General features: G+C 64.7%; 19 protein-coding genes and 2 pseudogenes. 11 read left to right on the forward strand and 10 right to left on the reverse strand.

What is annotated here, in order from left to right; all coding sequences use genetic code 11:
• Positions 1–37: 37 nt before the first annotated feature.
• The 3 genes and pseudogenes from ACFPN5_RS09445 to ACFPN5_RS09455 form a co-directional block, all read right to left on the reverse strand.
• On the reverse strand, positions 38–493 hold the full coding sequence (locus ACFPN5_RS09445) for an ester cyclase (protein ID WP_379782471.1): 456 nt from the start codon (positions 491–493) through the stop codon (positions 38–40).
• A 24-nt stretch (positions 494–517) separates the two neighbouring features.
• Positions 518–1198 (reverse strand): annotated as a pseudogene (locus ACFPN5_RS09450) (NADPH-dependent F420 reductase); the annotation flags it as partial.
• A gap of 80 nt (positions 1199–1278) precedes the next feature.
• On the reverse strand, positions 1279–2307 hold the full coding sequence (locus ACFPN5_RS09455; protein ID WP_379782473.1) for an AraC family transcriptional regulator: 1029 nt from the start codon (positions 2305–2307) through the stop codon (positions 1279–1281).
• 300 nt (positions 2308–2607) lie between these two features.
• On the opposite strand from ACFPN5_RS09455, the gene wrbA reads away from it, so the two are divergent.
• The gene (gene wrbA / locus ACFPN5_RS09460; protein ID WP_379782475.1) at positions 2608–3207 is read left to right on the forward strand and encodes an NAD(P)H:quinone oxidoreductase; all 600 of its coding nucleotides are present in this window, start codon (positions 2608–2610) and stop codon (positions 3205–3207) included.
• Between the two features lie 42 nt (positions 3208–3249).
• Here wrbA and ACFPN5_RS09465 read toward each other — a convergent pair whose 3' ends face one another.
• Positions 3250–4224 carry an MBL fold metallo-hydrolase gene (locus tag ACFPN5_RS09465; protein WP_379782477.1) on the reverse strand — a complete coding sequence of 325 codons (975 nt, stop codon included), beginning with the start codon at positions 4222–4224 and terminating at the stop codon, positions 3250–3252.
• A 15-nt stretch (positions 4225–4239) separates the two neighbouring features.
• On the opposite strand from ACFPN5_RS09465, the gene ACFPN5_RS09470 reads away from it, so the two are divergent.
• Positions 4240–4869 (forward strand): LysR substrate-binding domain-containing protein, encoded by a 630-nt coding sequence (locus tag ACFPN5_RS09470; RefSeq protein WP_379782479.1) that lies wholly within the window; start codon positions 4240–4242, stop codon positions 4867–4869.
• A 54-nt stretch (positions 4870–4923) separates the two neighbouring features.
• Here the strand turns inward: ACFPN5_RS09470 and ACFPN5_RS09475 are convergent, their stop codons facing one another.
• Positions 4924–5352, reverse strand: a complete 429-nt coding sequence (locus tag ACFPN5_RS09475; RefSeq protein WP_379782481.1) for a DoxX family protein — start codon at positions 5350–5352, stop codon at positions 4924–4926.
• Positions 5353–5612: 260 nt separating this feature from the next.
• Between ACFPN5_RS09475 and ACFPN5_RS09480 the strand changes: the two genes are divergently transcribed.
• Complete coding sequence (locus tag ACFPN5_RS09480) at positions 5613–5846, forward strand: Atu4866 domain-containing protein (RefSeq protein ID WP_379782483.1); 234 nt, start codon at positions 5613–5615, stop codon at positions 5844–5846.
• Here the strand turns inward: ACFPN5_RS09480 and ACFPN5_RS09485 are convergent.
• Positions 5833–6762: an AraC family transcriptional regulator gene (locus tag ACFPN5_RS09485; RefSeq protein ID WP_379782485.1), complete on the reverse strand. Its 930-nt coding sequence runs from the start codon at positions 6760–6762 to the stop codon at positions 5833–5835. The two genes, ACFPN5_RS09480 and ACFPN5_RS09485, sit on opposite strands and share 14 nt — an antisense overlap.
• 101 nt (positions 6763–6863) lie before the next feature.
• Here ACFPN5_RS09485 and ACFPN5_RS09490 point away from each other — a divergent pair, with 101 nt between their 5' ends.
• The 3 genes from ACFPN5_RS09490 (at position 6864) to ACFPN5_RS09500 (ending at position 12571) form a co-directional block, all read left to right on the forward strand.
• Positions 6864–7604: an SDR family oxidoreductase gene (locus ACFPN5_RS09490; RefSeq protein WP_379782487.1), complete on the forward strand. Its 741-nt coding sequence runs from the start codon at positions 6864–6866 to the stop codon at positions 7602–7604.
• A 122-nt stretch (positions 7605–7726) separates the two neighbouring features.
• Entirely contained in the window at positions 7727–8497 is a 771-nt protein-coding gene (locus ACFPN5_RS09495; RefSeq protein WP_379782489.1) for an SDR family NAD(P)-dependent oxidoreductase, read from the forward strand.
• Between the two features lie 912 nt (positions 8498–9409).
• Positions 9410–12571 carry a sensor histidine kinase gene (locus ACFPN5_RS09500; protein WP_379782491.1) on the forward strand — a complete coding sequence of 1054 codons (3162 nt, stop codon included), beginning with the start codon at positions 9410–9412 and terminating at the stop codon, positions 12569–12571.
• 93 nt (positions 12572–12664) lie between these two features.
• Here the strand turns inward: ACFPN5_RS09500 and ACFPN5_RS09505 are convergent, their stop codons facing one another.
• Positions 12665–13666 (reverse strand): MBL fold metallo-hydrolase, encoded by a 1002-nt coding sequence (locus ACFPN5_RS09505; RefSeq protein WP_379782494.1) that lies wholly within the window; start codon positions 13664–13666, stop codon positions 12665–12667.
• 48 nt (positions 13667–13714) lie between these two features.
• A complete protein-coding gene (locus tag ACFPN5_RS09510; RefSeq protein ID WP_379782497.1) occupies positions 13715–14269 on the reverse strand; it encodes a flavin reductase family protein in 555 nt (184 codons plus the stop codon).
• 118 nt (positions 14270–14387) lie between these two features.
• Between ACFPN5_RS09510 and ACFPN5_RS09515 the strand changes: the two genes are divergently transcribed.
• From ACFPN5_RS09515 to ACFPN5_RS09530, 4 genes and pseudogenes are all read left to right on the forward strand, one after another.
• Positions 14388–15326 carry a helix-turn-helix domain-containing protein gene (locus ACFPN5_RS09515; RefSeq protein ID WP_379782499.1) on the forward strand — a complete coding sequence of 313 codons (939 nt, stop codon included), beginning with the start codon at positions 14388–14390 and terminating at the stop codon, positions 15324–15326.
• Positions 15327–15442: 116 nt separating this feature from the next.
• A complete protein-coding gene (locus ACFPN5_RS09520) occupies positions 15443–16189 on the forward strand; it encodes an SDR family oxidoreductase (protein WP_379782501.1) in 747 nt (248 codons plus the stop codon).
• A 396-nt stretch (positions 16190–16585) separates the two neighbouring features.
• A pseudogene (locus ACFPN5_RS09525) lies at positions 16586–16732 on the forward strand (hypothetical protein); the annotation flags it as partial.
• A gap of 208 nt (positions 16733–16940) precedes the next feature.
• Positions 16941–17597: a hydrolase gene (locus ACFPN5_RS09530; protein ID WP_379782503.1), complete on the forward strand. Its 657-nt coding sequence runs from the start codon at positions 16941–16943 to the stop codon at positions 17595–17597.
• A 70-nt stretch (positions 17598–17667) separates the two neighbouring features.
• Here ACFPN5_RS09530 and ACFPN5_RS09535 read toward each other — a convergent pair whose 3' ends face one another.
• Positions 17668–18528, reverse strand: coding sequence for a pirin family protein (locus ACFPN5_RS09535; protein WP_379782505.1), 861 nt, complete (start codon positions 18526–18528; stop codon positions 17668–17670).
• A gap of 128 nt (positions 18529–18656) precedes the next feature.
• Between ACFPN5_RS09535 and ACFPN5_RS09540 the strand changes: the two genes are divergently transcribed.
• Positions 18657–19574 carry a LysR family transcriptional regulator gene (locus ACFPN5_RS09540; RefSeq protein ID WP_379782507.1) on the forward strand — a complete coding sequence of 306 codons (918 nt, stop codon included), beginning with the start codon at positions 18657–18659 and terminating at the stop codon, positions 19572–19574.
• Here ACFPN5_RS09540 and ACFPN5_RS09545 read toward each other — a convergent pair.
• On the reverse strand, positions 19544–20470 hold the full coding sequence (locus ACFPN5_RS09545) for a LysR substrate-binding domain-containing protein (RefSeq protein ID WP_379782509.1): 927 nt from the start codon (positions 20468–20470) through the stop codon (positions 19544–19546). The two genes, ACFPN5_RS09540 and ACFPN5_RS09545, sit on opposite strands and share 31 nt — an antisense overlap.
• Positions 20471–20499 lie beyond the last annotated feature (29 nt).

The raw sequence follows: 20499 nt of genomic DNA on the forward strand, positions 1-20499 counted from the left end.
TCCTCTTTCAGTAAGTAGTTGTGAGGTCGAATGCGTTTCAGGCGCCCGGCAGCATGGCGGGCAGCACGCCGACCTGCTGCAGCAGCGAATACAGGTGGGCCACGCCCCAGTGCTCGGTGATGCGGCCGTCCTGGACGCGCATCACGTCGACCGTGTCGAACTGCACCTTGCGGCCGGTCGGAGCGACACCGAACAGGACACCTTGGTGGGTGCCGTGGTAGGTCTTGTAGGTGGTGACGCGGTCGCCTTCGGCGGCCTGCCAGTGGATCACGGCGTGGAAGTCGGGGAAGGCCTCGCGCAGGGCGCCGTACAGCAGGCGGGCGCCGGCCTTGTCGGGCGTGCCGCCGGGTTGCGGTGTGTGGTCGACGAAATCGTCGGCGAACAGGCGGTCGAACAGGGCGAAGTCGCCGCCACCCTGGACCTCTTCGGTATTCCTGCGGACGATGGCCTTGGCGGTTTCCGCGATGGCGTGGGTATCGAGCATGGTGTTCATGGTGTTCTCCTTCAGGTTGCGGGCTCAGCCCAGTTTGACGAGGTTCACGGCCGGCAGCGGGCCGCCGGGGAATTGCTGCAGGGTGCCGCCGACTTCCAGGCTGCCCAGGTCGATGGTGGCGAAGCCGAGGCGATCGGCCAGGCCGGCGACCACGCTTTTCGCCTCGCGGTCGTCGCCCGACAGGAAGACGACGCGATGCCCACCCACCTGTTGCGGATCGCTTGCCAGCACCGAGGCGAGCAGGGTGTTGAAGGCCTTGACGACGCGCGCGCCCGGCGCCAGTTCGGTCACCACCTGGCTCGAGTTGCGCCCGCCGAGTTCGGCCAGGCGGTAGCCTGGCAGCAGCACCGGGTTGTTGGCATCAATCAGGATGCGGCCGTTCCAGTCGATCCCGTCGAGGGCGCCTTCGAGGCGCGACCAGTTCACGCTCACGAACACGATGTCGGCGGCGGCGGCCTCCTGGCGCGTGCCGGCGCGGCTGCGCGGGCCGAGCGCCTCGACCACCGGGGCGAGCGACTCGGGGCCGCGGCTGTTGCTGAGGATGACGTCGATGCCGGCCGCGGCGAGGCGCTTGGCCATGGCTTGGCCGATGGCGCCGGCGCCGATGATGCCGACGGTGCCGGTGTTGATGTTGTTGTTGCTGTTGCTGTTGCTGCTGGACATGTTCTTCTCCTTGGTCAGTAATGGCACTCGGTGCCGCTTCGTCGAGCGTGTCGTTGTGAACGCCTGATGAAGTTAGTGTAGGTTGCCCTGTAACGGTGATAAATCCGCTTATGTATGCAGCACTATTCCTGAGGGCGTGATAATCGCGACAGGTAGGGCCGCAGCTGCGCAGAAGAAGAAAAGTCCTTATAGGGAGCGGGCTGGATCGCATGCGGCGCGTGCTCCATCTGGCCCGGACTGAGCGCCGCTTTCAGGCGTACCGCTTCCTGTGTCGGCGTGCGTCCGAACAGGCGCTTGAACTCGCGGCTGAACTGCGAGTTGCTTTCGTAGCCGACCAGCCGCGAAGCATGTGCCGCGCTGACGCCTTCCCGCATCATCAAGAGACGGGCCTGCTGCAGCCGCGTGGTCTTCAGGAACTGGATCGGAGTGGTGTACGTGACCGCCTTGAAGTGCGCGTGGAAGGCGGCAATGCTCATTCCCGCTTCATTCGCCAGCGCCGCCACGTCGACGGCATCGGCATACGATTCGCGGATGCGGCGCAGGGCCTTTCCGATTCTTCGCATACTGCCCTGGTGGCTGATGGCTGCACGGATTGCAGCGCCCTGAGGGCCGGTGAGAGCCCGGTACAGGAGCTCGCGCCTGATGCCTGGTCCCAGCACCCGGGCATCGGCCGGGCAGGGCAGTGCCAAGAGCAGGCGCAGCACGGCGTCGCCCATGCCGCCGTCAAGCGGGAGCCAGGCCTGCATGCTGCTAACAGGGGCTGGATAGGAATGCGTGTCGTCGAGGGCAAGAATCAGTTCGGCGGCAACCTGCAGGTCGAGCTGCACCGACAGGCAGGCCGCCGGCCCATCCCCTGGCTCCCATGCCAATGGCTTGTGCGGCGCTAAGGCAGTCTGCACGCGATAGCAGGGCTGGAAGAATGCAGGCATACCGTCGACATGGCGGGCGCCCCTGGCGTGACCGCACAGGATGACGATGCATGCTGGGCCGCCGGACGCCCGCGCGTTCCAGAATGCGGCATCGACCAGACAGACGCCGTCGAGGGCAGGCTGCGCGCCAAGGCCCGCCTGGTCCGGCGCCGCTACGAGCTCGGCGATCCGCGCGCTGCACGACGCGGCAGTCGGTTCCTGGAGGGGGCGCAGGGCAGTCATGTGGCGATCCGGTGCTGGTCAATAGCTGTATGTTGGCCGGCCCTTGCCTCTTTGTCTGTCCGGGCCTTGCTGGGCCTGTCGGGCAGTTGCTGTTTTTTGCGCTGCAACACGAATGCATGCGACATCGCGCTTGCCGTCACCGAAAACTTATATGAATAGGCAACAGAAAAAGATGATTCGGTCTTTCCCCTGAAACAATCGCCGCCCATACTCGTTGCGTTGTTGCAATGGTGCCGCTCCGACGCTGGGCGATGGACGGTGTTTTCAAGTCATTCGAATCTCGTTATTTCTGGAGAAGTCATGTCCAAAGTCCTTGTCCTGTATTACTCGTCCTACGGCCACATCGAGCAGATGGCATATGCCGTCGCCGAAGGCGCGCGCGCCGCCGGCGCCAGCGTCGACGTCAAGCGGGTGCCAGAAACCGTGCCGCAGGAAATTGCGGCCTCGGCCCATTTCAAGACTAACCAGGACGCGCCCGTCGCCACCGTGGCCGAGCTGGAGCATTACGACGCGATCATCATCGGCGCCCCGACCCGCTACGGCCGCATGCCGTCGCAAATGGCGGCCTTCCTCGACCAGACCGGGGGCCTGTGGGCACGCGGCGCGCTGAACGGCAAGGTCGGCGCCGCCTTCACCTCGACCGCCACCCAGCACGGCGGCCAGGAACAGACCCTGTTCTCGGTGATCACCAACCTGATGCACTTCGGCATGGTTGTAGTCGGCCTGCCATACAGCCACGGGGGCCAGATGTCGATCGACGAAATCGTCGGCGGCAGCCCGTACGGCGCGAGCACGATCGCCGGCGGCCAAGGGCAGCGCCAGCCGAGCGAAATCGACCTGGCTGGCGCGCGTCACCAGGGCGAACTGGTAGCCCGCACCGCCAACAAGCTGTTCGGCTGATTCTGCATGCAGCCTTGCCGCCCCATGGCCGGCAAGGTGCATTCAACGCTTCCCGCCCGCCCTGCGCAGCGCTTGCTCGCTGTAGTTCACCGGCAGCCAGTCATACGATACCCCGCGCGCGGCAACCCTGCCGATGCCGGGGAAGCTGATATGCCCCGCCCCCACCAGATATCCCTTCGATGCCGTATCCGCCATGGCCGCCTTGCGCTGGCTGATCGCCGCCCCTTCATCGACATCGAAGCCGATCGCAATGCCCGGCGCATGGAACTGCGCATCCTTGCCGTGGATGAGGTCTCTCCATAGCACCAGTTTCTGCCCCTCGCTCTCGACTTCGTAGAACGCATGTCCCGGTGTGTGCCCGGGCGTCGGCAGCGCGCGGATGCCCGGCACGATCTCGGCGGCCCCGGCCAGGCGACGCAGCCTGCCTGAAGCGAGATACGGCGCCAGGTCGAGCCGCGCCTGGGCGAATGCATGGGCATGGCGCGGATGGCGCGCGGCGTTGGCCGGATCGAGCCAGAAGTCGGCGTCCGTTTTCTGCACGTGCACGGTCGCCCTGGGGAAGGCCGCCTTGCCCTGGATGGTCAGGCCGGCCGAATGGTCGCCATGGATGTGCGTGATCACGACGTCGGTGATGTCTTGCGGGTGGTAGCCGGCCGCATGCAGGCTTGCCACCAGCTTGCCGGCGTGCGGGAATACGGCGCCGGGGCCGGCATCGACCAGCACCAGGCGGCTGCCGGTATGGATCAGGAAGGCATTGATCGAGATCTCGGCCTTGGCTGGGTCGATGCCCGCGCGTTGCATGACTGGGGCGAGTTCGGCCGGGCTGGTATGGGTCAGCAGCTTGTCGACGGGCAGCGTCACGGTGCCATCGGACAGGGCGGTCACTTCGAATTGCCCGAGCAGCAGGCGGTAATAACCGGGGATGCTCCTGGCCTGGGCCGGGACCGCCGCCGGGGAGGGCAAGGTGGGCGCCGCTGCCGCCGGAGCGAGCAAGGCCGCGACCAGCGCGCCGAGCACACCTTCGTCATCGGCATGCCGGACTGGATAGAGATGTGGCTGGCGCCGGTCCTGTTCAGCGTGCTGCAAAAGCAGGCGCCGTCCGTACGGCTGTCGATCGTCAACACCGACCCCTTCCGCATCGCCTCCATGCTCGAGCAGGGAGAAATGGATCTGGCGGTATGCCAGACCGGCGTATTGCCATCCTGGTGCCGGCATCATGTCCTGCGCAGGATGCCGTTCAAGAGCGTCTTCGCGCCTGTGGGCATCCGCAGCGCCCGCAAGCTTTCGCTGGACGCCTACCTGGCGCGCACCCACCTGATCGTCACCTACCGGAACGCTTTCGAAGGCCCGGCCGACGCTTGGCTGGCGGCGCAGGGCAAGCGCCGCAAGGTGATGTTCGCCAGTACCCGTTTCGCCGTGCTCCCTTCCTTGCTGCGCGAACCCGCGACCATGGCCACGGTACCGGAAGCGATCGCCGCGCGCTGGCGCAGCGAGCATGGCCTGGCGGTCGTCGATTGTCCGGTGCCGCTGGACGAGGTCGTGGTTTCGGCGGCATGGCTGGCGGTGCGTGACAAAGACGCGCCGCTCCAGTGGCTGCGCGACGTGCTGCGCACTGCCGCGCAAGACCGGGCCGCCGCCGCAGGAGCGGCAGCGCGGCTGTAAACGCAACAAGGCCGTGCAGCCCTGGGGCATGCACGGCCTTGCTGGTGTGGAGACTCAGGCTGCCTGGCGGATCGCAGGGCGGCTGGTGCGTGCGTCGATGCTGAAGGCGCCGGCCCCGAAGGCCACCACCTGCAGCAGGCCGCCGGCCATCGCGAAGTTCTTCAGCAGGTGGATCAGCTGGTTCTGGTCGCCGAGCGCATTGTGGAAGGCCAGGCCGGTGACGATCGAGAACGCCGCCAGGCCCGCCGCCACCCAGCGCGTTTTCACACCGAGCACCAGCAGCAGGCCGCCGCCGAGTTCGACCGCGACGGCGATGGCGAAGCCAAGTGTCGCGAAGGGCAGGCCGACCGACTCGATATAACCGATCGTGGCGGCGGGTGCGGCGAGCTTGCCCAGCGCGCTGAAGATGAAAATGGTCGCCAGCAGGATGCGGCCGGCGGCGGACAGGAGGGCGGTGTTGTTGTTGTCGGTTGCGGTTTTCATGGTAGTTCCTTTCGTCGGGGTTGTTTTGAGTTGGCCGTCAGCGGCGGCATGGGATGAATCATAAGCCCGCCCTACCCATCGCGGAAGCCTATATAAATCGATGATTACCATCTATATCTTCGATACTTCCGCTCACGCCTTGCGGGAAGGGCACCATGCGTCCGGAGAGGATCAGGCAATCAATGGACAGGAAAGGGCATTGGCCCGCATCGGCGCGCTGGCTACGATGAAGCCTCGAATGTTCAACAAAGGAGGCCATCATGCGTACCGCCATCGGCTACATCCGGCACGAGCTGCTGCCGGGTGGGCGCTACGACGAGGCGCGCGGCAAGCGCCGCAGCGCCTACCAGGGCCGCTACTGGATCAAGGGAGACCATATCGAATACCTGGACGACACCGGCTTCACGGCGGACGGGGATTTCCGCGACGGGGTGCTATACCACGCCGGGATGGTGTTGTACCGCGAATCCGTCCCGCCGGCTACTGCACGGTGACGTAAGCCGTGGGCTGCGCCGGCAGCTGGATCAGCGCGTTCTTCATCACCGCCGCCTCGGTGGCGGGCGTGCGCCCGAAGAAGCGCTTGAATTCGCGGCTGAACTGCGAGCTGCTCTCGTAGCCCACCAGGTGCGAGGCGGTGGCTGCGCTGACGCCGTCCTGCACCATCAGGAGGCGCGCCTTGTGCAGGCGCGTCGTCTTCAGGTACTGGATCGGCGTCGAGCGCGTCACCGCCTTGAAGTGCGCGTGGAAGGCCGCCACGCTCATGCCGGCGTCCCTGGCCAGCGTGGCCACGTCCACCGGCCGGTCGAAGCTGGCGTGGATGCGGCGCAGCGCCTTGCCGATCCGGCCGAAATGGCTCTGCTGGTTCAGCGCCGCGTGCACCGCGGCGCCCTGCGGGCCGGTCAGCACCCGATAAAGCAGTTCACGCACGATGCCGGGTCCCAGGATCAGCGCATCGTCGCGCGAACTCAAGGCCGTCAACAGGCGCAGCAGCGCATCGCTCATTTCCTCGTTCAAGGGCGTCGAACAGATACCGGCGGCGGCCGACGGCTGCTGCCGGTGCCGTGCATCGAGCGCCAGTACCAGCTCGGCCGCGAGTTTCAGGTCGATCGAAATCGCCACTGCCAGCATCGGTTCCTCGCGGCTGGCCAGCGTATCCGACTCGAAGGGCAGCGGCACCGACAGCACCAGGTAGTGCTGCGGGTCATAGACATAGACGGCGTCGCCCAGGAAGCCGCGCTTGCGGCCCTGGCAGACGATCACGATGGAGGGTTCGTACAGCACCGGCACGCGCGCGATCGGGACATCGGCGCGCATGAACCTGACGCCGTCGAGGGCGGACAGGGTATAGCCTTCGCACGGCGCAAGCGCCTCGAGCAGGCGGACGATACGTTGTTGGCGTGATTCGCTCATGATTTGTAGGATCAGGCAATCAGCCAATAATATCCGATATTTTCCAGGCCGCGCGGGCGGACCATACTTCTCCCATCGACAACGCACATAGGAGAAGCACCATGAACGCAAGCACGGAACAGAAAGTCGTCCTTATCACCGGCGCCAGCAGCGGCATCGGCGAAGCCACCGCCCGGCACCTGGCGGCGCGCGGCATGCGCTTGGTCCTCGGGGCGCGCCGCACCGACCGCCTCGAGGTGCTGGCCAGCCGCATCCAGGCCGAGGGCGGGTCGGCCGCCGTGGCCCGCCTGGATGTCACGCGCCTGGACAGCATGCAGGAATTCGTCGACCTCGCATTGCGCCTGCATGGCCGCGTCGATGTCATCATCAACAATGCCGGCGTGATGCCGCTGTCGAAGCTGGAAGCGCTCAAGGTGAACGAGTGGAACCAGATGATCGACGTGAACGTGCGCGGCGTGCTGCACGGGATCGCCGCCGCGCTGCCGGTGATGCAGCGCCAGGGCTCAGGCCAGGTGATCAATATGGCTTCGATCGGCGCCTACACGGTCAGCCCGACGGCCGCCGTGTACTGCGCCACCAAGTTCGCCGTGGCTGCGATCTCCGAGGGACTGCGCCAGGAGGTCGGCGGCGACATCCGCGTCACCGTGGTGTCGCCGGGTGTGGTCGAGTCCGAACTGGCGGAGTCAATTTCGGACCCGGCCGGCCGCGAAGAGATGCGCTCCTTCCGCAAGATCGCCATCAAGCCGGACGCCGTCGCGCGCGCCATCGCCTTCGCCATCGAGCAGCCGCACGAGGTCGACGTCAGCGAAATCATCGTGCGCCCGACCGCCAGCCCCTACTGAGACCCTGACATGAAGACGGCCGGCATTATCCCCAAAATGGGAATACTGCCAGCCGCTTTTGCGTCTTTATCGCCGGGCTGGGAATGCCTACGATGGTCCTGTCAACAACGGAGGAACAGATCATGGAAAAAGATTTCAACGATAAGGTAGTACTCGTCGCCGGCGCCGGCTCGGGAATCGGCCGCGAGGCGGCGCTGCTGTTCGCCGCCCGCGGCGCGCGGGTGTATGCGGCCGACCTGAACCCCCAAGGCCTGGAAGAAACCCAGGGCCTGGCGCGCGCAGCGGGGGCGCAGCTGAGTACCGCCACCGTCAACGTGGCGCAGGAAGGCGAGATTGCGGCCCTGCTGGCACGGATCGAGCGCGAAGCCGGCCGGCTCGATGCCGCCTTCAACAATGCCGGCATCACCGGCGGCACCCACCGCATCGAGGACTACCCGGCCGACGACTTCGACCGCGTCATCGGCGTCAACCTGCGCAGCGTCTTCCTCGGCATGAAATACCAGATCCCGCTGTTGCTGCGCCAGGGCGGCACCATCGTCAACACGGCTTCGGTGGCGGCGGTCACCGGTCCCGGCGGCATGAGCGCCTATGCCGCCTCAAAACACGGGGTGCAGGGGCTGACCCGGGTGGCGGCGATGGAAAACGCGGCGCGCGGCATTCGCGTCAACGCCATCGCGCCCGGCTGGACCGAAACGCCGATGGTGGTCGCCAACAGCGCCCAGAACCCGGCCTTCGCCGCGCTCGCCAAGCAGGCGATCCCGGCCAAGCGCGGCGCCCACCCGCGCGAGATCGCCGAAGCCGCGGTATGGCTGTCGTCGCCGGCATCGAGCTACGTGCACGGCCAGCTGCTGGTGGTCGATGGCGGCATGACGATTGGTGGCTTCGAGCCCTGAGTGGGCAACTGCCGGTTTTACCGCCATCAGATCAAGCCACCTATGGTGGCTTTTTCGTCATGAGGCGGCGTGTTTCAAAGGCAATATGTCCGTTACACTGAGCTCTCTGATCCGCTGTCGGGCAAACTCCCATACGTTCGGCGGAAACATAGCGCGTCCCGCGATCCGGCACACGCGCGAGAAATCGCAAACTTCAAGCAGCTTGCCCGCGTACCGGTCGGCACCTTGCACCGGAAGCACAACTTACTGTTCAACAATCTCTTATATCGGTGGGTTATGTCTCGTCATTCCTTGGCACCTCCTACCTTGGCTTGCCTTAGTTTCCTGTTTGTGTGTGTCGATTCCATCTATTAACGCGACTGCACAACAAAAGACGCGACCTACCGAAAATTTCGGTCCGAAGTCCTGTTGAGATACGTTGCCTTGGGCGAACTTCCGCTTTCGTCCGGTCAATAGCTATCGGTCGAGGCTACGGAGGCAATGCTTGGCCTGCAAGGGCAAAAAAAAGCCCGCGCGAGGCGGGCAAATCCAGATCTCTGTACCGGCAGCCATCACATTGCGCACGCTTGGCGTCCGAAGCTAAAGGACCATCAGTGTGCCTGAGTTCACGTAGTGCGAGCAAGAGGAAGCGGTCGCGTACATAACGTTGCCCTGCCTTAACGTGTCCCGAAACTGCTCCTTTATTGCCTCTATAAAGCATTTCGTACGTCGCACCGCTCAGGCTGTTCATGCCGTTGTTCGTACGTACCAGCGAATTGACCGAGACGCCGTGGAGCGAGCGTCCTTCTGGTGCCGCTGAACATGAAGATCGTCTCCTTCAATATTATGTTTCTTGGAAACATTCCGCGCGATAATAGACGTCGCATGCATCGGTAGCGCTAATACCGTGACACGGTTGATTATGGAGGGGCGATGAGTTTGGTCAAGCGTGCTTTGGCACTGTACGGATGGTTGGTCAACGACGGTACGCCGCTGGGCAGCCGGACCGTCGCCAGCATGATCCAACGGTTCATGCTGGCCATCGCGTTCGCGGTCGTGTGGCTAGGTATGACCGACGATGTCATGGCACAGGGGGATCCTGTCGTCCTGCCGGCCGGACGACAGGTGATTCCAATGGTGCACACGCGCTGGCTCACCAAGGATGGCGTACCTCCGCAAATTCATGCCATCGCGCAGACGCCCGATGGGTGGCTGTGGATGGCCAGCACGAGCGGCCTGTTCCGCTTCGATGGCGTCGCCTTCAGCAAGTATCGACCAACGCCGGGTACGAGCCTGCCGACCAATATTACAAGGGTCGGCGTCCTTCGCGACGGAACCCTGTGGATTTCTCCGGCCTTCGGTTCGCTGTACTACCTCCGCAATGAGACGCTCGACCACTTTGACGCCAACAACAAACTGCCCGCCCACCAGGTTGATCACGTTGTCAGCGACCTGGACGGGGGCGACTGGGCCATTACCGAAACTGCACTCCTTCATAAGGAGAAAGGAGGACGAATTTGGAACGACCGCAGCACCGCCCCCGGTTTGCCCGAGAAAAGCTTGTTTCACGCGGTGTTCGTCGACAGTCGGGGAACGCTCTGGCTCAAGACCGATACTGCGGTCCTGAGGCGTGGCCGGCATGCCCTGCGCTTCGAGCGCGTTGCGGACAGCAAGTCACGTGGAGAGTTTCAGGAAGCGCCGGATGGCAGCATTTGGGCGTCGGACTTCGTGCTGGGCAGCTTGCAGCGCGTGTACACCGAGCGCGCCGATCCACGCCAGCAGCTGGTCATCGACGCACGCCATCCGTACGTGTTTCTCATCGACCGGCGCGGCAACTTCTGGACGCCAACGGACGGTGGTGTGATACGCGCTGAACTTGACCGAAAGGCGCCCAAGTTCCAAGGATTTACCCAGCATCAAGGACTGAGCGGCGCCCGCGGAGGGAAGGTGCTGGAGGACAAAGAGGGCAATATCTGGGTCACGACCGAAGGCGGCATCGATCAGTTCAGGAATGGCCGTTTGAAGGAAATTTCGTTGCCCTACTACCGGTCCTACGGTCGACCGCTTTTGGCTGGCGACAACGGCGAGCTCTGGATTGACCATGTCTACCTACGTGATCCAGAGGCCAGGCAACAGCCGTTCGGCCCATTATCCACGCTGAAAAGCCTCGAGATTTCGTTGTATCGGGACAGCAAGGGAGTGGTCTGGTCCGGCGCGCTCGACGGGTTGTGGCGCGTGGAAGGACTCAAGCGCGTCAAGGTGCCGCTGCCGCCCCCGTTCGACAAAGCGGACATGGTGAATATCTTTAGCATTGCGAGGGACACGCACGACGGTCTATGGTTGTCGTTCGGTCCAAGGGGGCTTTGGCGCCTGAAGGATGGCAAGTGGGCGCAGCACGGCGACATCGCCAGCCTTGCTGGCTTCATGCCCACCACGCTGGTCGCCGCGCCGGACGGTGCGCTCTGGCTTGGTTCTATCCGTAATACGTTCGTCATCTTGCGAGACGGTAAGGTGAACAAATTCAGCGCCGACATTGGCATCGATATCGGCACCATCCTGCAAATCGTCCCTAGCGGCGCTGGCGCCTATCTCGGCGGCGAGAGCGGCCTGGCATTCTTCGACGGCAAGCGTGCGCTGCAGATACGGGGTGAAAACGGGGAATCCTTCTCCACGGCCTCTGGCCTTGTCCTGGCGCCGGACGGGACATTGTGGGCGAATACCGCGCTGGGCCTGGTAAGCATCGCCCCGGCGGAATTGCGACGGGTCGCTGCTGACGCGGCGTACGGCGTGCGCTATCGGCGCTTCGACGGGAACGATGGACTGAAGGGATCGTCTCCGGCGCTCACGCCTCTGCCATCGCTGGTGCGCACGTCGACGGGAGAACTGGTGTTCTCGACGACCAGCAGCGTGTTCCACTTCCATCCGGACCGCAGTCCGACCAACAAGGTCGTGCCGGCCGTGCAGGTGACTGCCGTTGCGGACGGCAGGGCCGTGTTCCGGCCGGCCGCAAACCTGAAGCTGAGCGCGTCGCCGGAAACGGTCAGGATTGATTACACGGCCCTGAGCCTGTCGCTTCCCCACCGGGTACAGTTCCGCTACCGGCTCGAAGGCGTCGACAAGGCCTGGACCGACGCCGGTACGCGGCGCTCGGCTTTCTACACACAGCTGGCGCCGGGCCGCTACGTTTTTCGCGTGATAGCGGCCAACGATGACGGCCTGTGGAACAATGGGGGCGCGCAAGTCGCCTTCGAGGTTCCGCCAACGCTGACCCAGACGATGTGGTTCAAGCTGCTGTGCGCAGCGGCCCTGGCGCTGGTGGTGTGGCTGCTGCACCGACTGCGCCTGCATATCGCGTTGCGCCGCCATACCCTGGCGTTCGAAGCCCGAGCGTCCGAACGCGAACGGATTGCCCGCGACCTGCACGATACGCTGCTGCAGTCGGTACAAGGCCTGATCCTCTCATTCAAGCGTGTGGCGAACCGGGTCGCGGATGATCCTCCGACCCGGCTGATGATGGACCAGGCCCTTGCGCTGGCTACTGGCGTGCTGATCGAAGGCCGCAACAAGGTGGGTGGCTTGCGCACCGATGGCGAAACGGGCAACCTTGCCTCGGACCTCACGGCGCAAGGGAAGCTGCTGTCCGAACAGCATGGTCCACAATTCTTGCTGACCTGTCACGGCGCCACGCGGCCGCTGCGGGCAGCGGCGTTTCACGAAGTGCTGGCGATCGGGCGGGAAGCCATTCAGAATGCGTTCGTTCACGCCGGAGCACAGATCGTGAATGTCGACCTAGAGTACAGCGCCGACAGCTTCACCCTGCTGGTCCGTGACGACGGGCGCGGGATTGAGCCGCAGTACCGGGCCGGGCGCAGCGGACACTGGGGCATTCGCGGCATGGGTGAACGGGCTGCGATCCTCGGGGCCTCGCTCAACCTCGCGTCAGGAGAGGGGATGGGATGCGCCTGGCGGCTGGACATCCCGGCGCTGACCGCTTACGCGTCCGACGCTGGCACCAGCGATCCGGACGGCGCGGCACCTGACGCCAGCACCGTGGAGAACGCCGTTGCCGGCCGCAGCAAGACCAGCCTTCCTTAGGCAGCTGGTCTACCAACAGGCCAAGCGCGTGGAGCAGCTCGCTGTCTGAGCGGGCGGATGCGCCACGTCATCGTCGATGACGTGGCGCGCCTCTCAATCGGCCGCGGATGGCCGGCGCAGGCCAATTTCGCTGTAGTTCACCGGCAGCCATTCGTAGCCGCCCCCGCTTTCCAGCACCCGCCCGATGCCGGGAAAGGGAATGTGCGGCGCGCCGACCAGGTAGCCTTTGGCGGCCGCGTCGCGCAGGGCGGCCTTGCGCTGCGCCACGGCGGCGCGGCTGTCCAGGTCATAGCGAATGGCGATGCCGGGAGACCGGAACTGCAAGTCCTTGGCGTGAATCAGGTCGCCCCACAGCACCAGCGCCTTGCCCTCGCTCTCTACCCGGAAGAAGCTGTGTCCCGGCGTATGGCCTGGCGTGGCGATGGCGCGCACGCCCGGCACGATCTCGGCGTCGGCCGCGAAGCTGCGCACCCGTCCCAGGGCTTGGTAGGGGGCGAGGTCGCGTGCCGCCTGGTCGAACACGTGCGCATGGTCGGGGTGTGCGCCCTTGTTGCGCGGCTCCAGCCAGAATCGGGTGTCGTGCTGATGGACGTGCACGACGGCCTTGCCGAACACCGCCTTGCCGTCGAGCGTCAGCCCGGCCGAATGGTCGGGGTGCAGGTGGGAGATCAGGACGTCGGTGACCTGGTCCGGGCGGTAGCCCGCGGCTGCCAGGCTGGCGAGCAGCCTGCCGCTGTTGGGGAACAGCTTGCCCCCGCCCGCATCGACCAGCACCAGCCGGCTGCCGGTATGCACCAGGAAGGCATTGATCGAGGTCTCCGCCTGCTTCGGGTCGATCCCGGCACGCTGCAGCTGCGTCTGCATCTCGCGCGGACGGACGTTCGTCAGGAGTTCGGACAGGGGAATCGCCACCGTCCCGTCGGACAAGGCGGACACCTCGAATTTGCCGAGCAGGAGGCGATGGTAGCCGGGCAGTGTCCTGGCTTGCGACGGTGGCGGCGCGACCGCGGCGTCGAACGCCATGGCCGGCGCCAAGCCGCTCAGCAATGCACAGAGGAGGGCGCGCCGCAAGGGCGCTTTGAGGGAGGGCATCATGGAGTACTCCTTGATTGGTCGGTAAAGAAAACGGAGGGCGTTTCCGGCTCAGTCGATCAGGTAGCGCCATTTCGTCATATGCCGGCGCATGTCGACAGTGTCGCCGTCCACGATGAAGGCGCCGTCGCCGGCGTGGTGGATCAGGCGGCGCTCGTGCCGGGATTGATCGACCCAGATCTTGCTCACTTCGAGGATGAACAGGTTGTAGCGCTCCACCATCGTGGTATCGGCAATCTTGCATTCGAGGTTGGCGATGCACTCCTTGATGAGGGGTGCGTCAACCGTGCTGGCCGGCAACGCATGTAGGCCGAACGTGGCAAACTTGTCGACATCCTGTCCCGAACAGTTCCCGATGCGGGTGACCTGTTCGGCCAGATCGACGGTCGGTATCGAGATCACGCACTCGCCCGTCTCGCGCAGGGCGGTATAGCTATGGTCCCAGGGGCCAATCATGCAGGCCACCAGTGCCGGCTCGTGCTGCACCATCATGTGGAAGCCCATGGTCATCACGTTGTGGCCCCTGGGTCCGGACGTGGCGACCAGGACGATCGGGCCTGATTCGAGCAGGGTGTAGGCTTTCTTGGCAGGGAGTTCCTTGAACATGGCTTTTCCTTTCGATGTTCGTGTTGGCCGTATGTTCGCGCCGCGCGTGCATGCCGGTCCATCGGACGCTTGCGCCGGCTGTCGCAGGTTTGCTGTTTCTTGATACAGGGGAGGCGACATGACAGAGGTGAGAACGGAAGTAACCTCGGCCGAAGGAATGAAGGCGCACATTCCGGGGCAGATGCTGCGCGAACGCCGCGCACAGGCGGACGACGATATCTACGTCGAGATCGCCACGCGCAACGCGGTACAAGACGAGATCCTGGTGCCGGCGGTACCTGAACCGCTGCTGGTCTGGATCGCCTCCGGCGAAGCCGTGGTGGAGGAGCGCCCGCCCGGTGGCGAATGGCTGGCGGTGCCGGTACGGAAAGGCGACTTCTACCTGACCACCTCGCCGATACCGGTCGAAATGCGCTGGCGCAGCACCTCGCCGGCGCCGTTCACGGTCATGCACGTGTATGTCGGCCTGCCGCTGTTTACACGCGTGGTGCGCGCAGCGACCGGGCGGGCGCTCGGCGATTTCGCGCTGCGGGAAGTCTCGGGCGAACGCGACCCGGTACTGTGCAGCGTGCTGGAACTGCTGTACACCGTGCTTGCCGCGCCGGCGCAGCCCTCGGCCGGCTTCATCCAGGGCATGGCGCAGGCACTCACCTTTCACCTGGTCGAACATTACGAAGTCGCGGTGGATGGCCGCAAGATCGTGCGCGGAGGACTGCCGGCCCATAAACTGCACCGCATCCTCGACACCATGCGAAGCCGCCTCGCCGAGCCCTTCGAGCTCGCGCCCTTCGCCGACATGGCAGGCCTGAGCGTCTTTCACTTCAGCCGGGTGTTCAAGCAGGCGACGGGCATGGCCCCGTCGCGCTACGTGGCACGCCTGCGCCTGGAGGAAGCGCGGCGCCTGTTGTGCGAAACCGACCGCTCCGTCATCGACATCGGCCTGGCGCTCGGCTACCAGAGCCCCAGCCACTTCTCGCAGGTCTTCCGCCAGGGAACAGGCGTTACGCCGAGTGTGTATCGCAGGGAACTCGGCATCAGCCCTGGGAACAGCGGATAGCAAAATCCCGACAGCCGCGGCAAATTGCCGAAAGACCCAATCAGCGCACTGCCCGATCATGGTCCCGTGCTTCAACACATCGAAGCCAACCTTCACACATTCGAAAGGACCTGATCATGGAACTCAAAGGCAAAATCGCACTGGTGACTGGCGCATCGAGCGGCATCGGCGCCGCAACCGCAAAGAAACTGGCACAGGCAGGCGCCAAGGTCGGCGTGGCCGCCCGCCGCGTCGACCGGCTGGACGCACTGGTCGACGAGATCCGCGCCGCGGGCGGCGAGGCATTCGCGATCGAGATGGACGTGACCAACCCGGATGCCGTGCGCGGCGGGGTGGCGGCACTGGTCGACCGCTACGGCACGCTCGACATCGTATTCGCCAACGCGGGCCTGATGCCGGCTTCCGACATCGTCAGCCTGAAAGTCGACGAATGGAGCCAGATGGTCGACGTGAACATCAAGGGTGTGCTCAATACGGTCGCAGCGGCCCTGCCGATCCTGACCGCGAAGAAGTCGGGCCACATCATCACCACCTCATCGATCGCCGGCCGCAAGACGGTCCAGGGCCTGGGCGTGTACTGCGCCACCAAGCATGCCGTGGCTGCCTTCTCCGACACCTTGCGCATGGAAGTGGGCGCGCCGTACAACATCCGCGTGACCTGCCTGCAGCCGGGCGCCGTGGAAACCGAACTGTTCGAGCATGTGTCGGACAAGGGCTACCGCGAGCAGATGGAAGGCCTGAAGGATCAGATGACCTTCCTCAAGGCCGAGGACATCGGAGACGCCGTGGTGTATGCGCTGCAGGCACCCGGGCACGTCGACATCGCCGAACTCTTCATCATGCCGACGAATCAGGCCTGGTAACACCGCCGACAACCGAGTCGGCAAGAGGATCGCCGCGCGCCGCACAAGGAGCGCGCGGCCGAGGCGGGCCCGCTCGTTGCGGCCGGCCACGCCGCCCAACGGGGCCCGCCTATTCTTATATGAATGTGCAAAAGATTGCGACAATCCGGTCTTTCAGGGCGATGTCGTCTGAGGGACACTGACTCCATCATTGCAGCGCAAGCGTCCGGCATCGGTGCCGACGGTGAACCTGGTTCCGAATACCGGCTCATCAGACGCATCCGGGAAACGAAGTGCCACACTTCCGGCTCGCGCGGCGACGATTTATCCAACCGGAGGCCGCATGGAAACGCAGATTGTTCAATTTGACGTACCTATCGCTGGAATCAACGACCCCTTGCTCGGGCCCCCCCCTCGAGCAGAACGCTCAGGATCCAGGCCGTCGACATCCATGAGGTCCGCGATGGAAAAATCATCCGCACCTGGCACACCGAAGACTGGATGAGCGGACTGCGCCAACTCGGCTTTTTCGAACAGAAGGCCGCAGCCATGGCAAGCCAGTAGGCGAGGGCCCCAGACAGCAGGGCGCTCGCATGGACTGCAGCGTCTCCCTTCAAGCGAAAAATGTCCCGAAATCGAGGGCGCGGCGGGCTGCTACTGCTCCACAGGGGCAGGGCCGCTCATCGGAATCAACTTCATCGTCGACGCTGGTCCTGCTTCTGCATCCGGCAGGCCTTTCGATCGCACACCACGACCATTACTGGAGATATCCATGCCACAACAAGTCACTTCCAAAGCCGGTCTCGATGCACTGCTCACTCCCACCAACTGTGCACTGGTCCTGATCGACCACCAGCCGTTCCAGTTCGCCGGCCTGCGTAGCCACGACTCCCAGACCGTCGTCAACAATGTTGTCGGACTGGCGAAATCGGCCAAGCTGTTCAACGTGCCGACGCTCCTCACCACGGTGATGGAGGAACGGGGCGGCTACCTGATGAAGGCCTTGCAAGACGTATTCCCGGAGCAGAAGCCAATCAACCGAACGACCATCAATACTTGGGAAGATCCCAAAGTCACCGTCTGGGTAAAGGAGACCGGCAGGAAAAAGATCGTCATTGCGGCGCTGTGGACCGAGATCTGCCTGGCGATGCCGACGATCCAGGCGCTCGGCGAAGGGTACGAGGTGTATATCGTGACCGACGCATCGGGCGGCGTTACCCTGGAGGCGCACGAGATGGCAATCCTGCGGATGGTCAATGCCGGCGCGGTTCCGATCACCTGGACGGTCTTTGCATCCGAATTGCAGCGCGACTGGGCGCGCGAGGAAACTGTTCCGGCTCTGGCGCAGATGATATTCGAGCACATGGGCAATGTCGGCACCAGTCTGGCGTGGGAACTGCAGTTGCTGGAATCTGGTAAGCCGCGTTAAGCCGGCTTTTTCTGCGGCACCGTGCGGGCCTGCGCCTTACCTTTGAGGCAACGCGCAGGCCCTGCGACGTTTACATGACCCCGGCCGCGCGCAGTTCGGCCCCCAGGCGGGCGATGCCTGCTTCGCCTTTTTCCAGGGCGGCTTCGCTGGTGTGCACCGAGTAGTAGCCGGTCACCAGCGGATGCGGGTGGGTGGCGGAAGAGCCCAGCACGAACTGGGTATCGCCCCGTGCCACGAAGTCCAGCCGGCCTTCGCCCTTCTGGAACACTCCCAGCTCACCCGCCAGGCGCGCCCCGGCCGTTTCCAGCGTGCCGTCGGCAACCGCCACCCATGCCACATCGTGCCCGGCGGGCGGCGTATAGCTCCAGCGCTCGCCGTCCTTCAGCGTCACGTGCAGATAGTTGATTGGCGCGCGGGTCCGGATGTCGCTGCCGGCGCCCTCGTGGTTGCCGAGCACGACGCGCGCCGGCCCCGCCTGCTGGACGCGCTCCGGCGCCAGGTACATGCTGTGCGACGGCCCGTTCTCGTCTTCCGGGGGCAGGGCGAGCCACAGCTGGAAGCCGCGTACTGCACCGTTCTCGACCGGCCCCCCTTCGTGCCAGACGCCGCCGCCGGCGCTCATGTATTCGATGCCGCCGGTCGGCAAGGTTCCTTCGCTGCCCGTGGTTTCACGGTACTCGAGGGCGCCGTCCATGATGACGGTGACGGTGGCGATGCCGGAGTGCGGGTGCATGCCCATCTTGTGCCCGCTGGAGCGCAGGTGGAACAGATCGAGGAAGACGAATGGCTTGATGAGCCCCTCGGCACCGCTTGGGCTGATCAGGCGCGTCACACCGCCGCGGGTCGTGCCCCGGGTGCGGTAGACGATCGGGCGATGCTGGGTTGGCTGTTGGGAAGTGCGCTCAAGGCTGCGTTCGATAACGGTGTTCATGGTCGGTTCCTTTCGTGGTTGCCGGTAGAGCCCTTTCGTTGGCCGTTCGGTATGGAAGGATCTTACGAAGCCTATAACGATCTAGATAGCCTATATAATTCGATGAATACCATCTAAGGAGTCGATATATGCTCGACGGGATGTCCATGGACCAGCTGCGCACCTTCGTTGCGGCTGCGGACGAAGGGAGTTTTTCGGCAGCGGGACGCAAGCTGCGGCGCGCGCAATCGGTGGTCAGCCACACGCTGGCCAACCTGGAGCTGCAGGTCGGGTTCGCGCTGTTTGATCGAACCGGCCGCTATCCGGTATTGACCGATGCCGGCCAGGCCTTGCTGGAACAGGCAAGGTTCGCGGTCGGCAGCATGGACGCGTTCAAGGCCAGGGCACGTACATTGGCCGAAGGGCTGGAGCCGGAACTGGCGGTCGCCGTCGACGTCATGTTCCCGATCGCTAACCTGACCGCGGCGGTGCAGGCTTTCCAGAAGCAGTTTCCGACCACACCCTTGCGACTGTATGTGGAAGCGCTCGGTGCCGTGATCCAGCCGCTGCTGGCCGGCCAGTGCCGGATCGCGGTCATCGGCTCGCTCCCCGAAGTGCCAGCCGACTGCCATTCGGAATACCTGCTCGACGTGCCGTCGGTCACCGTGGTGGCGCCGGGGCATCCACTCGCGGCCAAACGCGGGATGATCCTGCGTTCGGTGCTGGAGAAGCACGTGCAGCTGGTGCTGACCGACCGATCGAGCCTGACCGCCGGCCGCAATTTCGGCGTGGTGTCGCCGAATGTGTGGCGCCTGGCCGACCTCGGCGCCAAGCATGCCTTCCTGCGCGCAGGCCTCGGTTGGGGACACATGCCGCTGCATATGGTGCAGGCCGACCTCGATGCCAGGGCGCTGGTGCGCATCAAGCTCGAGACTAGTCCGACCGCCGGACCGGGATTCGCCATGCACGCCATCCACCGCAAGGAGCAGCCTCCCGGCCCGGCGGGACGCTGGTTCGTCCAGCAGCTGCGCCAGTATCAGGAAGCGGGACCGGGCGGCAGCGTATAAGGGCTGTTGCGGAACAGGTCCAGCATCCAGTCGACGAAGACCCGCACGCGGGCGCTCAGGTGCCGGTTCGCCGGGTACACGATGTAGATCGGGACCGCGGGCGCCTGCCAGTCGCCCAGCACCTGCACCAGCGCGCCGCTGTCCACGTGGCGCCCGGTGATAAAGGCCGGGCCGTGCATGATGCCCAGGCCAGCCAGGGTTGCCGCCAGCATGGCGCTGGTGTCGTTGACCGAGACGAAATGGTTGCCCCGGACCGTGACCGATTGCCCATCGCGGGCCAGCACGATCGGCAGCTGCCGAGTCGAGCCGGCATAGGTATAGCGGATCAGCTGGTGGCCGGTCTCGAGATCGTCCGGATGGGTTGGCACGCCATGCGTTTCGAGATAGCTCGGCGTGGCCACCGTGGTCTGCGGCAGATTGCCGAGCTGGCGCGCAATCAAGGACGGGTCGCTCACGGTGCCGGCCCGGATCACGCAGTCCACCCGCTCGCCCACCATGTCCACCGGCCGGTCGCTGGCGCCGATGTCGAGCTGGACGTCGGGGTAACGCACATGGAACTGCGCCAGCGTCGGAATCAAGAGCAGCGACGCGATGGTGGTGCCCATGTCCACGCGTAGACGTCCGCGCGGATGACTGCGTGCGCGTGCCAGTTCGTCTTCGACCTCGTCCCACTCCTCCAGCAGCCGCGACATGCGCTCGTAGTAGGCGGCGCCGTCGCTGGTCATCGAGACCCGCCGTGTAGTGCGGTTGAGCAGTTTGATGCGCAGGTGGGCTTCCAGCGACTGCACCAGTTTGGTCACCGAGTTGCGCGGCAGCTGCAGCGAGTCGGCCGCCTTGGCAAAGCTGCCGCTTTCGACCACACGCACGAAGGCGCGCACCGCGGTGAGGTAATCCATTGATGCTTCTCCTTGATCAGTTCATGTTG

This window comes from Massilia niabensis (genome assembly GCF_042655085.1).
GTDB lineage: Bacteria > Pseudomonadota > Gammaproteobacteria > Burkholderiales > Burkholderiaceae_D > Telluria > Telluria niabensis.

Bases quoted from the DNA above. Each gene is read 5' to 3' on its own strand.
- ACFPN5_RS09455 (WP_379782473.1), bottom strand. From the start codon at position 2,307: ATGACTGCCCTGCGCCCCCTCCAGGAACCGACTGCCGCGTCGTGCAGC.
- wrbA (WP_379782475.1), top strand. From the start codon at position 2,608: ATGTCCAAAGTCCTTGTCCTGTATTACTCGTCCTACGGCCACATCGAG.
- ACFPN5_RS09470 (WP_379782479.1), top strand. From the start codon at position 4,240: ATGCCGGACTGGATAGAGATGTGGCTGGCGCCGGTCCTGTTCAGCGTG.
- ACFPN5_RS09540 (WP_379782507.1), top strand. From the start codon at position 18,657: ATGCTCGACGGGATGTCCATGGACCAGCTGCGCACCTTCGTTGCGGCT.
- ACFPN5_RS09475 (WP_379782481.1), bottom strand. From the start codon at position 5,352: ATGAAAACCGCAACCGACAACAACAACACCGCCCTCCTGTCCGCCGCC.
- ACFPN5_RS09545 (WP_379782509.1), bottom strand. From the start codon at position 20,470: ATGGATTACCTCACCGCGGTGCGCGCCTTCGTGCGTGTGGTCGAAAGC.
- ACFPN5_RS09485 (WP_379782485.1), bottom strand. From the start codon at position 6,762: ATGAGCGAATCACGCCAACAACGTATCGTCCGCCTGCTCGAGGCGCTT.
- ACFPN5_RS09530 (WP_379782503.1), top strand. From the start codon at position 16,941: ATGCCACAACAAGTCACTTCCAAAGCCGGTCTCGATGCACTGCTCACT.
- ACFPN5_RS09495 (WP_379782489.1), top strand. From the start codon at position 7,727: ATGGAAAAAGATTTCAACGATAAGGTAGTACTCGTCGCCGGCGCCGGC.
- ACFPN5_RS09500 (WP_379782491.1), top strand. From the start codon at position 9,410: ATGAGTTTGGTCAAGCGTGCTTTGGCACTGTACGGATGGTTGGTCAAC.
- ACFPN5_RS09515 (WP_379782499.1), top strand. From the start codon at position 14,388: ATGACAGAGGTGAGAACGGAAGTAACCTCGGCCGAAGGAATGAAGGCG.
- ACFPN5_RS09490 (WP_379782487.1), top strand. From the start codon at position 6,864: ATGAACGCAAGCACGGAACAGAAAGTCGTCCTTATCACCGGCGCCAGC.
- ACFPN5_RS09510 (WP_379782497.1), bottom strand. From the start codon at position 14,269: ATGTTCAAGGAACTCCCTGCCAAGAAAGCCTACACCCTGCTCGAATCA.
- ACFPN5_RS09505 (WP_379782494.1), bottom strand. From the start codon at position 13,666: ATGATGCCCTCCCTCAAAGCGCCCTTGCGGCGCGCCCTCCTCTGTGCA.
- ACFPN5_RS09535 (WP_379782505.1), bottom strand. From the start codon at position 18,528: ATGAACACCGTTATCGAACGCAGCCTTGAGCGCACTTCCCAACAGCCA.
- ACFPN5_RS09445 (WP_379782471.1), bottom strand. From the start codon at position 493: ATGAACACCATGCTCGATACCCACGCCATCGCGGAAACCGCCAAGGCC.
- ACFPN5_RS09480 (WP_379782483.1), top strand. From the start codon at position 5,613: ATGCGTACCGCCATCGGCTACATCCGGCACGAGCTGCTGCCGGGTGGG.
- ACFPN5_RS09520 (WP_379782501.1), top strand. From the start codon at position 15,443: ATGGAACTCAAAGGCAAAATCGCACTGGTGACTGGCGCATCGAGCGGC.